Raw genomic sequence first — 12,743 nt, 5'->3', positions numbered from 1 at the left:
GCACAGATGGACTATTCGAAATCGGGCGGGGCGAAGGTCGGCAAGAACACGCCGCGCCATGCCGAACACAACGCCAAGGGCTCGGACAAGAACCCCTTCGGCACGGGTGGCAACACCAAGGCCGAGCTTCTGGCGCGGATGAAGGCCGCGGCGGCCGCGCGCAAGGCGGACAGCGCCGAGGAGTGATCAGCCGGGCAGCAGCACCCGGCCGGCCGCCGCCCGCATTGCGCGGGTGAGCGGGGCGAGGGGGCCTGCAAGCCGGCGTGCGCTTTGCCAGTACAGCGCCACGGCGAGCGGTTCGGGGGCAAGCGCCGCGAGCCGGCCCGCCGCGATCGCGCCGCGCACCAGCACCTCGGGGTTCATCCCCCAGCCAAGGCCCAGTTCCGCCGCCTCGACGAAGGCGGTGGTGGAGGCGATGCGATGCGCGCGCAGCGGCGGGCTCTCGCCCGTCACCTGCCGCAGCCAGGCCGCCTGCAACCCGTCCTTCTCGTTGAAGACCAGCGCCGGCGCACGGGCCAGCGCCGCGGTGCTGAGCCCCTCCGGGAAATGCCGTGCGATGAAGGCGGGGGAGGCTGTCGCAAGATAGCGCAGCGCGCCGAGCGGGCGCACGTCGCAGCCCGGCACCGCCCGCGCCGAGGACGTCACCGCCGCCACCACCTCGCCGCGGCGCAGCCAGTCGGCGGAATGGTCCTGATCGTCGATCACCAGATCGAAGAGCCGGTCGGGCACCGCGGCAAGCGCCGGCAGCACCCAGGTCGCCAGACTGTCGGCATTGACCGCGATGCGCAGCACCGGCGGCGCCTCGGGCGGGGTCAGCTCGGCCTCGAGCAGGGCCACCGCCTCGGCGTGGCGCGCCAGGCGCAGCCCCGCCTCGGTGCCGGTGCAGGGCGTGCCGCGGATCACGAGAACCGCCCCCATCCGGTCCTCGAGCGTGCGGATGCGTTGCGACACCGCCGAGGGGGTGACATGCAGCCGCGCCGCCGCCGCCTCGAAGGAGCCGGTGGCAAGCACGGCCGAAAGCGCCTCGAGCGCGGCATAGTCGAACATAAGCGTTCCTTCATCCGGATTAGCTCAATTCAGTAGCGCTGAAGGCGCGACCATGCGAGGGAATTCGCCGGAGGTGCCCGATGACCCAATCCCTCGTTGCCGCGCTGGCGGGCCTTCGCCTTGGCCTTGGCCTGATCGTCGCGATCGGCGCGCAGAATGCCTTCGTGCTGCGCCAGGGGCTGCGGCGCGAGCATGTGTTCGCGGTGGCGCTCTTCTGTGCGCTGTCGGATGCGGTGCTGATCGCGCTGGGCGTCGCGGGCTTTGCCGCGGTGACGGCGCGGCTGCCGTGGCTGGCCGAGGCGCTGCGCTGGGGCGGTGTCGCCTTCCTCGGCTGGTATGCAATCCGCGCTGCGCGCGCGGCCTGGGTGGGCGGCGCGGCGCTTGATGCGGGGCAGGGGGCGGCGCCGTCGCTGGCCGCGGTGCTGGCGACCGTGGCCGCGCTGACCTGGGCGAACCCGCATGTCTGGCTGGATACCGTGGTGCTTCTGGGGGCGGTCTCGGCGCAGTTCCCGGGCGAGGGGCTGGCCTTCGGCGCCGGGGCGGCGACGGCCTCGGTCCTGTTCTTCTTTGCGCTTGCCTATGGCGCGCGGCTGCTCGCGCCGCTCTTCGCCCGGCCGGCGGCCTGGCGGCTCCTTGATGCGGGCGTCGCGCTGATCCTCGCCTCGGTCGCGGCGCGGCTCGCCCTGGGCGGCGTGTAAGCATACAATCGCGGCCTTGCGGCCGTCTGTCGCAGGTCGCAGAAAAGGGCATGAGCACGACATCCGCCCCCGCTTTCGATGGACAGGACCGCCCGGTGCAGGGCGTGCTGTGGATGCTGGCCACCACGCTCAGCTTCACCGCGGTCAATGTGATCGTGCATTTCCTGGGCTCGGCGGTGCCGGCGGCGCAAAGCTCGTTCATCCGCTTCCTCTGGGGCTGGGTCTTCGTCGCCCCGGCGATCGTGCAGATCGCGCGCAGCCGGTTTCCGGCGCGGGTCTGGGCGCTGTTCGGGCTGCGCGGTTTCCTGCAGGCGACGGCGGTGCTGCTGTGGTTCTATGCGATGGCGCGGATCCCGATCGCCGATGTCACCGCGATCGGCTATCTCAACCCGATCGTGGTGACAATCGGCGGCGCGCTTCTGCTCGGCGAGGGCTTTGCCTGGCGGCGCGGGCTGGCGGTTGGCGTGGCGATCGTCGGTGCGCTGATCATTCTGCGCCCCGGCATCCGAGAGGTGGCGCCGGGCCATCTGGCGCAGCTGTGCGCCGCCTTCTTCTTCGGCATCGCCTATCTGGTGATGAAGCGGCTGACGACGCTTGCCCCGGCGAGCGTCGTGGTGGCGATGATGACGGTGATGGTCACGCTTTACCTCGCGCCTTTCGCGCTTGCGGTGTGGAAGCCGATGACTCTGGCCGAGGTCGCCTGGCTTGGCACCACCGCGGGGTTCGCGACGCTCGGCCATTACTGCATGACCCGCGCCTTTGCCGCCGCCCCGGTCACCGTCACCCAGCCGGTGGCCTTCCTGCAGCTGGTCTGGGCCGCGACGGCCGGGGCGATCCTGTTCGATGAGCGCATCGACCCCTGGGTCATCCTCGGCGGTGCGCTGATCATCGGCGCGATCAGCTACATGACCTGGCGCGAGGCACAGCTGAAGCGCCGCGCCACGCCGAGTGTGCCCGAGACCAAGGTCTGACCCGGGACTGAGCGCCCGGCGCCGGTGCATGCCCCCGTCGTCGCGCGAGGGCCTGGGCCAGGGAAAAGCCGGGTCCGAACAGCAAAACCCCCCGTCCGGGATGCGAACGGGGGGCTTTTTCCTGGCAGAAATACTTGGGCCCTCAGCCGGCGGCGCTGCCCTGCGGCGCGATGAGCCGGGCGAGCACGCCTTGCCGGGTGATCCGGCGCCCGCCCTCGATCGCCACGGCATCGACGGCGCAAAGCTGCTCCATCACCGTCTTCACCGGCGTGTCGGGCGAAAGCGGTGTGCCCTCGGCCGGGCCCGGCTCGGCCAGGTCATCGGCGGTCAGTACGCCCAGCGGGTTCATGTGCGCGACGAAATCGGCGACGTAATCGTCGACCGGGTTGGCGATGATCTCGTGCGCGGTGCCGCATTGCACGATCCGCCCGCCCTCCATCAGCGCGATCCGGTTGCCGAGCTTGAACGCCTCGTCCAGGTCGTGGCTGACGAAGATGATGGTGCGGTGCAGTTTCGCCTGCAGCTCGAGCAGTTCATCCTGCAGCTTCGCCCGGATCAACGGATCGAGCGCCGAGAAGGGTTCGTCCATCAGCAGGATCGGCGCCTCGGTGGCGAAGGCGCGGGCAAGGCCCACGCGCTGCTGCATGCCGCCCGAAAGCTCGCCCACCTTGCGGTTCGCCCAGTCCGACAGCCCGACGAGGGCAAGCTGCGCGTCGACCTTCGCCTGTCGCTCGGCCGGTTTCATCCCGGCGAGTTCGAGCCCGAGGCCGACATTCTCACGCACCGTGCGCCAGGGCAGCAGGCCGAATTGCTGGAACACCATCGCGACGCGGGTCAGCCGCAACCGGCGCAGCGTCGGGGCATCGGCATGGGTGACCGAGGTGAGCGTGGTGTCGCCATCGAGGATGCGCACCTCGCCGCGGCAGACCGGGTTCAGGGCGTTCACCGCGCGCAGGAGTGTCGACTTGCCCGAGCCCGAGAGGCCCATCAGAACGAGGATCTCGCCCTCGGCGACCTTCAGCGAGCAATCGTGCACGCCCAGCACCTGGCGCGTGGCGTTCTTCACTTCGGCGCGGCTCTGGCCCGCATCCATCAGCGGCAGCGCCGCCTGAGGCGCGTCGCCGAAGACGATCGAGACCTTGTCGAATTCGACGGCAATGCGACGGGGGGTATCGCTCATTTCCGGGCCTCCCGGCGCAGCATGCGGTCAAGGATGATGGCGACCACGACGATGATGAAGCCCGACTCGAAGCCGAGCGCGGTGTTGACCGAGTTGAGCGCCCGCACGACCGGCACGCCAAGCCCGTTCGCGCCGACGAGGGCGGCGATCACCACCATCGAGAGCGAGAGCATGATCGTCTGGTTCAGCCCCGCCATGATCTGCGGCGTGGCCCAGGGCAGTTCCACCTTCCACAGCACCTGGCGCGGCGTGGCGCCGAAGGCGCGGGCGGCCTCGAGCAGCGACTCGGGCGTCGAGACGACGCCGAGATGGGTCAGCCGGATCGGCGCGGGCAGCACGAAGATCACCGTGGCGATCAGCCCGGGCACCATGCCGATGCCGAAGAACACGATCGCCGGGATCAGATAGACGAAGGTCGGCAGGGTCTGCATCAGGTCGAGCACCGGCTGCAGCGCCTTGAACAGGCGCGGGCGGTGCGCGGCGGCGATGCCGATCGGCACGCCGATCGCCATGCACACGACACAGGCCGACAGCACCAGCGTCAGGCTCTCCATCGTCGCCTTCCAGTAGCCCTGGTTGAGGATGAACAGGAACCCCGCGAAGACCAGCGCGGTGGTGCGCCAGCTGCGCTGCACCAGCCAGGTGATCGCGGTGAACACCCCGGCCACGATCAGCGGATGCGGTGTTTCGAGCACCCACAGGATGCCGTCAATCAGCGCCTGCATCATTGCGGCGAGCGTGTCGAAGAAGCCGCCGGCATTGTCCTTGAGCCAGTCGAAGATGGTCTTCGCCACCTTGCCGACCGGAATCTTGTTGGCTGTAAGCCAATCCATCGCGCGATCTCCCTTCGCCGCGGTTGGATGGAGAGGCCCTTCCGGAGGCCGGAAGGGCCGGCGAGTGCTGCGCTTATTTCAGCGCGCTGGCGACGGCGGCCGTGGCGTCGCCGCCGTCCTTGGTCGTCACGCCGTCGAGCCAGGGGGTCACGACATCGGGATGGGCGGCAAGCCATTCCTTCGCGGCCGCGGCGGGCTCTTCTCCGCCGTCGAGGATCTTGCCCATGATCTCGTTTTCCATCGGCAGCGAGAAGGACAGGTTCTTCAGGAACTTGCCGACGTTCGGGCAGTCCGTGACATAGCCCTTGCGAACGTTGGTGTCGACCACCGCACCGCCGAAATCGGGGCCGAAGAAGTCGTCGCCGCCGGCGAGATAGGTCATCTTGAAATTGGCGTTCATCGGGTGCGGTTCCCAGCCGAGGAAGACCACCGGCTTGCCGGCCTTGTCGGCGCGCGCGACCTGGGCCAGCATCCCCTGTTCCGAGCTTTCGACCAGTTCGAAGCCCTTCAGGTGGAAGGCATCGCCCTCGAGCATGTCGAGGATCAGCCGGTTGCCGTCATTGCCCGGCTCGATGCCATAGATCTTGCCGTCGAGGTCGGCCTTGTGCGCGGCGAGATCGGCAAAGTCCTTGATCCCGAGCGCGGCGCCCGCGGCATTGGTCGCAAGCGTGTATTTCGCGCCGGTCAGGTTGGTGCGCACCGTCTCGACCGTGCCGTCCTCGCGATAGGGGGCAAGGTCCGCCTCCATCGAGGGCATCCAGTTGCCGAGGAACACATCGACGTCGCCCGAGGCGAGCGCAGAATAGGTCACCGGCACCGAGAGCACCTTGATGTCGGTCTCGTAGCCGAGCGCCTGCAGCACGGTGGTCGCAACGGCGGTCGTCGAGGTGATGTCGGTCCAGCCGACATCCGAGAAGGTCACCTTGTCGCAACCCGCAGCCACGGCGCCCGAGGCAAGGGCGAGCGTGGCGGTGCCGGCCAGAAGAAGGGAACGAAGGATCATGTTGGTCTCCCGTTGGTAGCCCAGATTCAGGGTCAGGCGTTTTTGTTGATTGACGAGTCAATAAACTTGCCTGTAGCTCCGGATGGCAAGGACTTTTTTCAAGGTGGGTCGCAAACCATGCCGAAGCTGGGGGCAGAGCCTATTCGACGGGCAGCACTGGTGAAAGCCACGATCGAGACCGTGGGCGAGGCGGGCTCGCTTGAAGTCACGGTCGCGCAGATCGCGCGGCGGGCGGGAATGAGCTCGGCGCTGGCGCATCATTACTTCGGCTCGAAGGAACAGATCTTCCTCGCCGCGATGCGCTCGATCCTGACCCTTTACGGGGCCGAGGTGCGCGGGGCGCTCTCGACCGCGACGACGGCCGAGAGCCGGCTGCGCGCGATCGTCTCGGGCAGCTTCGCACCGGGCAGCTTCCGCCGCGAGACGATCTCGGCCTGGCTGAACTTCTACGTTCTGGCGCAGACCCTGCCCGAGGCGCACCGGCTGCTGCGGGTCTATCAGCGCCGTCTGCGCTCGAACCTGCGCCACGAGCTGCGCCCGCTGGTGGGCGCGCGGGCCGAGGCGGTGGCGCGCGGCCTCGGCGCGCTGATCGACGGCGTCTATATCCGCGCGGCGCTGGCCGACGGCGCGCCGGACCGGGCCTATGCCCTGAAAATCGTTACGGAATATCTGGATCGTGAACTGGAGGTGCGGGGATGAAGGCACAACCGAAGGCAAGCCATTTCGTCAATGGCGACTGGCTCGAGGACACGGCCGGGGCGCCGATCGAGGTGATCTATCCGGGCACCGGCGAGGTCATCGCGCGGCTGCATGCGGCGACGCCTGCGGTGCTCGAGGCGGCGATTGCGGGCGCGGTCGCGGCGCAGGCAGACTGGGGCCGGCGCCGCCCCATCGAGCGGGCACGGGTGCTGATGAAGGCGGTCGAGATCATCCGCGCGCGGGGCGAGGAGCTGGCGCTCCTCGAGACCCTCGACACCGGCAAGCCGATCCAGGAAACGCGTGTCGCCGACTGGCCCTCGGGCGCCGATGCGCTCGAATATTTCGCCGGGCTCGCCCCTACGGTGACCGGCGAGACGATCCCGCTGGGGGGTGATTTCGCCTATACGATTCGCGAGCCGCTGGGCGTGTGCGCTGGCATCGGCGCGTGGAACTATCCCAGCCAGATCGCCTGCTGGAAGGCCGCGCCGGCGCTCGCGCTTGGCAATGCGATGGTGTTCAAACCCTCGGAGGTCACGCCGCTCGGCGCGCTGAAACTTGCCGAGATTTTGATCGAGGCGGGGATGCCCGCGGGTCTCTTCAACGTCGTGCAGGGGCGCGGCGAGGTCGGCGCGGCGCTGGCGACCGATTCGCGAATCGCCAAGGTCTCGCTCACCGGCTCGGTGCCGACCGGGGCGAAGGTCTATGCCGCGGCGGCCGCCGGGATGAAGCACGTGACGATGGAGCTGGGCGGCAAGTCGCCGCTGATCGTGTTCGAGGATGCCGATCTCGACAGCGCGGTGGGCGCCGCGATGCTGGGGAATTTCTATTCCTCCGGGCAGATCTGCTCGAACGGCACGCGGGTCTTCGTGCAGCGCTCGGTGAAGGAGGCGTTCCTGAGCCGGCTCGCCGCGCGTACGGCGAAGATCGTCGCCGGCGATCCGCTGGCCGAGGACACGCAGTTCGGGCCGCTGGTCTCGGCCGCGCAGCACGAGAAGGTGCTGGGCTATATCGAGAAGGCACGGGCCGAGGGCGCGCGGCTGGTCTGCGGCGGGTCCGCCGGCAACGAGGGGCCGCTTTTCGTGCAGCCCACCGTTTTCGCCGATGTCACCGACGCGATGACGCTCGCGCGCGAGGAGGTCTTCGGCCCGGTGATGGCGGTGCTTGATTTCGAGACCGAGGACGAGGTGATCGCGCGCGCGAACGGCACCGAATTCGGGTTGGCGGCGGGGGTCTTCACTGCCGATCTCGCCCGCGGGCACCGGGTGATCGGGCAGCTTCAGGCCGGCACCTGCTGGATCAACGCCTACAACCTGACCCCGGTCGAGATGCCCTTCGGGGCGGTCAAGGCCTCGGGCCTCGGGCGCGAGAACTCGCGTGCGGCGGTCGAGCATTACACCCAGGTGAAGGCGGTCTACGTCGGCACCGGGCCGGTCGACAGCCCCTATTGAGCGGTGGCCCGGGACGGGGATGTCCGGGGGCGCCGCCCCCGGGCCCCCGAGGTATTTCGGGCAAGATGAACAGGGGCCCCGGGCCCGGAGGGATGCGTGATGGAAGCGGATTATGTGATCGTCGGCGCGGGCTCGGGTGGTTCGGCGCTGGCCTACCGGCTGACCGAAGCCGGGCACAAGGTGGTGATCGTCGAGCATGGCGGCTCGGACGCGGGGCCGTTCATCCAGATGCCGGCGGCGCTGTCCTATCCGATGAACATGGCGCTCTATGACTGGGGCATGAAGAGCGAGCCCGAGCCGGGCCTTGGCAACCGGTCTCTGGTGACGCCGCGCGGCAAGGTGATCGGCGGCTCGTCCTCGATCAACGGCATGGTCTTCGTCCGTGGGCACGCCTGCGATTTCGACCATTGGGCGGAGAGCGGCGCGACGGGCTGGAGCTATGCCGACGTGCTGCCCTATTTCAGGCGCATGGAAAACTGGCACGGCGGCGATGACGGCGGCGATGCCGCCTGGCGCGGCCATTCCGGGCCGCTGCATGTCACCCGTGGCCCGCGTGCAAATCCGCTCTTCGGCGCCTTCGTCGAGGCGGGCGCGCAGGCGGGCTATCCGGTGACGGGCGATTACAACGGTCGTCAGCAGGAAGGCTTCGGCGCGATGGAGGCGACGATCTGGCAGGGGCGGCGCTGGTCGGCGGCCAATGCCTATCTGCGCCCGGCGCTGAAGGGCGGCAATCTGACCATCGTGCGCGGCCTTGCGCGGCGCGTGGTGATCGAGGACGGCCGCGCCGTGGGCGTCGAATACGAGCGCGGCGGCAAGGTCGAGGTGCTGCGCGCGCGCGCCGAGGTGGTGCTGGCGGCAAGCTCGCTCAACACGCCGAAGCTGTTGATGCTGTCGGGCATCGGGCCGGCGGCGCATCTGGCCGGGCACGGCATCGCGGTGGTGGCGGACCGGCCCGGTGTGGGGGCGAACCTGCAAGACCACCTCGAGGTCTACATGCAGTTCGCGGCAAAACAGCCGGTGACGCTTTACAAATACTGGAACCTCTGGGGCAAGGCGGCGATCGGCGCGCAATGGCTTTTGACGAAGCGCGGTCTCGGCGCCTCGAACCAGTTCGAGGCCTGCGGCTTCATCCGCTCGGACGCCGGGGTGAAATACCCCGACATCCAGTATCACTTCCTGCCGATCGCGGTGCGCTATGACGGGCGCGCGGCGGCCGAGGGGCATGGCTTCCAGGTCCATGTCGGGCCGATGCGGTCGAAGTCGCGCGGGGCGGTCACCCTGCGCTCGGCCGATCCGCGCGAGAACCCGGTGATCCGCTTCAACTACATGTCGCACCCCGACGACTGGGCCGAATTCCGCAAGTGCATCCGCCTGACGCGCGAGATCTTCGCCCAGCCGGCGATGGCCGGTCATGTGAAGCATGAGATCCAGCCGGGACGGGCCGTTGCCTCGGATGACGAGATCGACGGCTTCATCCGCGAACATGCCGAGAGCGCCTTCCACCCCTGCGGCACGGCGCGGATGGGGCGGGCGGAGGACCCGATGGCGGTGGTCGACCCAGAGGGGCGGGTGATCGGCGTGCGGGGCCTGCGCGTCGCCGACAGCTCGGTCTTCCCGCGCATCACCAACGGCAACCTGAACGGGCCCTCGATCATGACCGGCGAGAAGATGGCCGATCACATCCTGGGGCGGCGCCTTCCGGCCGAGAACCTCGAACCCTGGATCAACCCCGCCTGGGGGCACGCGCAGCGCTGAGGGGCTCCACAGGATCTTGCTTGCATCCCGGGGGCGTTCCGCCATATCTGGGGCATGTTCAGGTTTTGTTTACTCCTTGCCCTCTGCGCCGGACCGGCCTTCGGGGCGATGCTCGACGGCCCGGTGCGGGTGATCGACGGCGACACGCTGGAGATTTCCGGCGAGCGGGTGCGGCTTTTCGGCATCGACGCGCCCGAACGTGACCAGCGCTGCACCGATGCGGCCGGCCGGCCCTGGGCCTGTGGCACACGCGCGACCGAGGCACTGCGCGACCTGGTCCAGGGCCGGGCCGTGCGCTGTTCGGGCGAGGAGCAGGACCGCTTCGGCCGGCTTGTGGCGCGCTGCACCGTCGCCGGGCGCGACCTTGGCGCGGCGATGGTGCGTGACGGCATGGCCTTCGCCTATCGCCGCTATTCGCTCGATTACGTCGCCGAGGAGGGGCGGGCGAAGGCGGCCCGACGCGGGATCTGGGCCGGTGCGGCCGAGAACCCCGCCGCGGTGCGTGCGGGCGCCCGGCCGGTGCAGGCGGTGCCCAAGGGCTGCGCGATCAAGGGCAACATCTCGTCGCGCGGGCGGATCTATCACCTGCCGGACGATCGCAGCTATGCCAGGACCCGGATCAACACCGCGACGGGCGAGCGCTGGTTCTGCACCGAGGCCGAGGCACGCGCCGCGGGCTGGCGCCACGCCGGCGACTGAGGCACCGCGACGGCGACGTGGACAAGGGCCGCGCCGCAGCGCAGAGTTGCCGGACGTCGTTTCGGGAGACTGTCATGGATGCAAAGCTGCGCGCGTTGGCCGAGCGCCTTCTGGGCAAGCCGGTCGAGGAGCTGAGCGAGCGCGACCGGCGCGTGCTGAAGCGGGTGGCCGAGAAGGCGACGATCTCGCGCGATCTGAGCGTCGAGCACGGCAGCCTTGGCGAGCGCGTCGCCGACCGGGTGGCGGCCTTCGGCGGCTCCTGGACCTTCATCTTCATCTTCCTCGGGTGCCTCGTGGCCTGGGTGGTGCTGAACGCGGTGCTGCTGATGGCGCCGCCCGACCCTTACCCCTTCGTCTTCCTGAACCTGATCCTGTCGATGGTCGCGGCCTTTCAGGCGCCGGTGATCATGATGTCGCAAAACCGTCAGGCCGAGAAGGACCGGGAGGCGGCGGCGCATGACTATGAGGTGAACCTGAAATCCGAGCTCGAGATCATGCGGCTGCACGAGAAGATCGACGACATGCGGATGGTGGCGATCGAGGGGCGGTTCAAGGAACTCGAGGGGCGGCTCGACGAGATTGCCGCGGCGTTGCGCAATCCGCCGCAGGTTTGACCCGGGTCAAGGCGGGGCGGGCGCTTTCCGGCTAGGGTTCTCGTGACCTTAAGAGAGGGAGAGGCCAGATGTCCAACACGCCGCACACGCTGCAGGAAGAATTCCCCTTCGCGATCGACAAGCTGCGCGCGCTCAAGGGCGCGGACCCGCGCTTTGCGAAGTTGCTCGAGGATTATGACGCGATCAATGACCGTGTGCACCGCGCGGAAACCCATGTCGATGCGATGGACGAGCTGGCCGAGGTGGCGCTGCGCAAGCAGCGTGCCGCGATCAAGGACGAGATCGCGCGGGCACTGGCCTTGGCCGACGTCTGAGACGACAGCTTGGCGAAACGGCAAGGCCCCGGGGAAACCCGGGGCCTTTTCCGTCAGGCGATGTCATAGGGCAGCAGGCCGCGCCGGTCCGGGTCGACGCGCAGGCGCCGTTCCAGCGGCGGCACCGAGCGCTGGTGGCAATCCTTGCGCTCGCAGATCCGGCAGGAAATGCCGATCGGCTGATAGGCGCGGGGGTTCGTCAGTTCCATGTCGTCGGCATAGACGAGGCCGCGGGCATGGCTGACCTCGCAGCCAAGGCAGATCGCATAGCGCCGCACCGGCGCGGTGAAGGAGCCGCCGGGTTTCGACACGTCGCGCGCCAGGCACAGATAGCGCACGCCGTCGGGGGTCTCGGCAAGCTGGCGCAGGAAGCGGGTCGGCGTCTCGAAGGCCTGGTGCACGTTCCACAGCGGGCAGGCGCCGCCGAAGCGGGCGAATTGCAGCCGTGTCGCCGAGTGACGCTTGGTGATGGTGCCGGCCTGATCGACGCGGACGAAGAAGAAGGGGATGCCCTTCGCCCCCGGCCGCTGCAGCGTCGAGAGCCGGTGCGCCACCTGCTCGATCGAGGCGCCGAAGATGTCGGCGAGGCGCTCGAGGTCGTGGCGGGTCTCCTGCGCGGCCTCGAGGAAGGCGCGGTAGGGCATCAGCGCGGCGCCGGCGAAATAGTTCGCCAGCCCGATCTTGGCGATGGCGCGCGAGGTCTCGGACTGGAAGCGCGCAAGGTCGAGCGTGGCGTCGATCAGCTCGTTCTGGGTGATGAGCGCGACCTGATGCAAGAGCTGGAAGGCCTGGGTCGGCCGCACGGCATGCGAGGAGATGCGCAGCGTCTCGCCTTCGCGGGTGCGCAGCGCCGAAATGTCGGAAAACTGCACGTCGACCCCACGCTTGGCCAGCGCTTCGATGGCCCGGGGGATCGGGTCCATCCTGTTGCCACCGGGGCAGGAAAAGCGTTCCGCCGCGCGGTCGACCGCATCGAGGTAATTGTCGCAATAGTGAAAGAAGTCGCGCACCTCTTCCCAGGGGCTGACGACCGTCTGCGCGCCCTCGCGGCCCAGGGCCTCGTCGAGCGAGGCAAGCCGTTCATGCGCCTGCCGATAGGCGCGGTGCAGCTCGAGAAACGACCGCGCCAGCGCCGGCGCGTTCGAGGCGGCAAGCCGCAGATCGGCGAGCGGCGGGGCGCCATCGGCAAAGACCGGATCGGCGAGCGCCTCGCGCATGTCGCTGACCAGCCGCTCGGCATCGCCTGCCGACAGCTCGGTCACATCGAGCCCGAACTCGCCCGCCAGCGCCAGCACCACCGTGGCCGAGACCGGGCGGTGGTTGTTCTCCATCTGGTTCAGATAGGGCAGCGAAACGCCCAGCCGGTCGGCGAAGGCCTTCTGCGTCAGACCGAGTCGCGCCCGCGTCTCGCGCAGCTTCACCCCGGCGTAAAGTTTCTGAGTCGCCATCGCGCCCTCCCTTTGCAAAGCGAGTCGTAGCTTT

The 12,743-nt window shown here is 69.0% G+C and carries 14 protein-coding genes; 9 read left to right on the top strand and 5 right to left on the bottom strand.

What is annotated here, in order from left to right; genetic code table 11:
• Positions 1–6 precede the first annotated feature (6 nt).
• Entirely contained in the window at positions 7–186 is a 180-nt protein-coding gene (locus tag AC0QTQ_RS14600) for a hypothetical protein (RefSeq protein WP_121532841.1), read from the top strand.
• Here the strand turns inward: AC0QTQ_RS14600 and AC0QTQ_RS14595 are convergent, their stop codons facing one another.
• Positions 187–1,047, bottom strand: coding sequence for a LysR family transcriptional regulator ArgP (locus tag AC0QTQ_RS14595; protein ID WP_480257170.1), 861 nt, complete (start codon positions 1,045–1,047; stop codon positions 187–189). It lies immediately after the preceding gene.
• 80 nt (positions 1,048–1,127) lie between these two features.
• Between AC0QTQ_RS14595 and AC0QTQ_RS14590 the strand changes: the two genes are divergently transcribed.
• Positions 1,128–1,745: a LysE/ArgO family amino acid transporter gene (locus AC0QTQ_RS14590; RefSeq protein WP_480257169.1), complete on the top strand. Its 618-nt coding sequence runs from the start codon at positions 1,128–1,130 to the stop codon at positions 1,743–1,745.
• A 50-nt stretch (positions 1,746–1,795) separates the two neighbouring features.
• Positions 1,796–2,716 (top strand): DMT family transporter, encoded by a 921-nt coding sequence (locus AC0QTQ_RS14585; RefSeq protein ID WP_480257168.1) that lies wholly within the window; start codon positions 1,796–1,798, stop codon positions 2,714–2,716.
• A 142-nt stretch (positions 2,717–2,858) separates the two neighbouring features.
• On the opposite strand, the gene choV is transcribed toward AC0QTQ_RS14585, so the two are convergent.
• The 3 genes from choV to choX form a co-directional block, all read right to left on the bottom strand.
• Entirely contained in the window at positions 2,859–3,896 is a 1,038-nt protein-coding gene (gene choV / locus AC0QTQ_RS14580) for a choline ABC transporter ATP-binding protein (protein WP_480257167.1), read from the bottom strand.
• Positions 3,893–4,729 carry a choline ABC transporter permease subunit gene (gene choW, locus AC0QTQ_RS14575; protein WP_121532851.1) on the bottom strand — a complete coding sequence of 279 codons (837 nt, stop codon included), beginning with the start codon at positions 4,727–4,729 and terminating at the stop codon, positions 3,893–3,895. Before choW ends, choV begins: the two co-directional genes overlap by 4 nt.
• 73 nt (positions 4,730–4,802) lie before the next feature.
• Entirely contained in the window at positions 4,803–5,732 is a 930-nt protein-coding gene (gene choX / locus AC0QTQ_RS14570) for a choline ABC transporter substrate-binding protein (protein ID WP_121532853.1), read from the bottom strand.
• A gap of 117 nt (positions 5,733–5,849) precedes the next feature.
• Between choX and betI the strand changes: the two genes are divergently transcribed.
• The 6 genes from betI (at position 5,850) to AC0QTQ_RS14540 (ending at position 11,261) form a co-directional block, all read left to right on the top strand.
• Positions 5,850–6,431, top strand: coding sequence for a choline-binding transcriptional repressor BetI (gene betI, locus AC0QTQ_RS14565; protein ID WP_121532855.1), 582 nt, complete (start codon positions 5,850–5,852; stop codon positions 6,429–6,431).
• On the top strand, positions 6,428–7,879 hold the full coding sequence (betB, locus tag AC0QTQ_RS14560) for a betaine-aldehyde dehydrogenase (protein ID WP_480257166.1): 1,452 nt from the start codon (positions 6,428–6,430) through the stop codon (positions 7,877–7,879). The genes betI and betB overlap by 4 nt, the downstream gene beginning before the upstream one ends.
• Positions 7,880–7,978: 99 nt before the next feature.
• Positions 7,979–9,634 carry a choline dehydrogenase gene (gene betA, locus AC0QTQ_RS14555; protein ID WP_480257165.1) on the top strand — a complete coding sequence of 552 codons (1,656 nt, stop codon included), beginning with the start codon at positions 7,979–7,981 and terminating at the stop codon, positions 9,632–9,634.
• A 108-nt stretch (positions 9,635–9,742) separates the two neighbouring features.
• Positions 9,743–10,333, top strand: a complete 591-nt coding sequence (locus AC0QTQ_RS14550) for a thermonuclease family protein (RefSeq protein ID WP_480257164.1) — start codon at positions 9,743–9,745, stop codon at positions 10,331–10,333.
• Positions 10,334–10,407: 74 nt separating this feature from the next.
• Positions 10,408–10,947, top strand: a complete 540-nt coding sequence (locus AC0QTQ_RS14545; protein WP_480257163.1) for a DUF1003 domain-containing protein — start codon at positions 10,408–10,410, stop codon at positions 10,945–10,947.
• 68 nt (positions 10,948–11,015) lie between these two features.
• Complete coding sequence (locus tag AC0QTQ_RS14540; protein ID WP_480257162.1) at positions 11,016–11,261, top strand: HP1242/YdcH family protein; 246 nt, start codon at positions 11,016–11,018, stop codon at positions 11,259–11,261.
• Positions 11,262–11,314: 53 nt separating this feature from the next.
• Here the strand turns inward: AC0QTQ_RS14540 and AC0QTQ_RS14535 are convergent, their stop codons facing one another.
• Entirely contained in the window at positions 11,315–12,709 is a 1,395-nt protein-coding gene (locus AC0QTQ_RS14535; protein ID WP_480257161.1) for a helix-turn-helix domain-containing protein, read from the bottom strand.
• Positions 12,710–12,743: the final 34 nt, after the last annotated feature.

Source organism: Paenirhodobacter sp. YD-8, from assembly GCF_056590935.1.
The sequence above is the reverse complement of the archived record's forward strand: the minus strand, read 5'-3'. Positions and strand labels throughout refer to the sequence as shown.

What these genes read in the sequence shown, in the direction of transcription:
- AC0QTQ_RS14585 (WP_480257168.1), top strand. Translation starts at nt 1,796, where the DNA reads ATGAGCACGACATCCGCCCCCGCTTTCGATGGACAGGACCGCCCGGTG.
- AC0QTQ_RS14595 (WP_480257170.1), bottom strand. Translation starts at nt 1,047, where the DNA reads ATGTTCGACTATGCCGCGCTCGAGGCGCTTTCGGCCGTGCTTGCCACC.
- choW (WP_121532851.1), bottom strand. Translation starts at nt 4,729, where the DNA reads ATGGATTGGCTTACAGCCAACAAGATTCCGGTCGGCAAGGTGGCGAAG.
- AC0QTQ_RS14535 (WP_480257161.1), bottom strand. Translation starts at nt 12,709, where the DNA reads ATGGCGACTCAGAAACTTTACGCCGGGGTGAAGCTGCGCGAGACGCGG.
- betA (WP_480257165.1), top strand. Translation starts at nt 7,979, where the DNA reads ATGGAAGCGGATTATGTGATCGTCGGCGCGGGCTCGGGTGGTTCGGCG.
- AC0QTQ_RS14590 (WP_480257169.1), top strand. Translation starts at nt 1,128, where the DNA reads ATGACCCAATCCCTCGTTGCCGCGCTGGCGGGCCTTCGCCTTGGCCTT.
- AC0QTQ_RS14550 (WP_480257164.1), top strand. Translation starts at nt 9,743, where the DNA reads ATGCTCGACGGCCCGGTGCGGGTGATCGACGGCGACACGCTGGAGATT.
- AC0QTQ_RS14545 (WP_480257163.1), top strand. Translation starts at nt 10,408, where the DNA reads ATGGATGCAAAGCTGCGCGCGTTGGCCGAGCGCCTTCTGGGCAAGCCG.
- AC0QTQ_RS14600 (WP_121532841.1), top strand. Translation starts at nt 7, where the DNA reads ATGGACTATTCGAAATCGGGCGGGGCGAAGGTCGGCAAGAACACGCCG.
- choX (WP_121532853.1), bottom strand. Translation starts at nt 5,732, where the DNA reads ATGATCCTTCGTTCCCTTCTTCTGGCCGGCACCGCCACGCTCGCCCTT.
- betI (WP_121532855.1), top strand. Translation starts at nt 5,850, where the DNA reads ATGCCGAAGCTGGGGGCAGAGCCTATTCGACGGGCAGCACTGGTGAAA.
- AC0QTQ_RS14540 (WP_480257162.1), top strand. Translation starts at nt 11,016, where the DNA reads ATGTCCAACACGCCGCACACGCTGCAGGAAGAATTCCCCTTCGCGATC.
- choV (WP_480257167.1), bottom strand. Translation starts at nt 3,896, where the DNA reads ATGAGCGATACCCCCCGTCGCATTGCCGTCGAATTCGACAAGGTCTCG.
- betB (WP_480257166.1), top strand. Translation starts at nt 6,428, where the DNA reads ATGAAGGCACAACCGAAGGCAAGCCATTTCGTCAATGGCGACTGGCTC.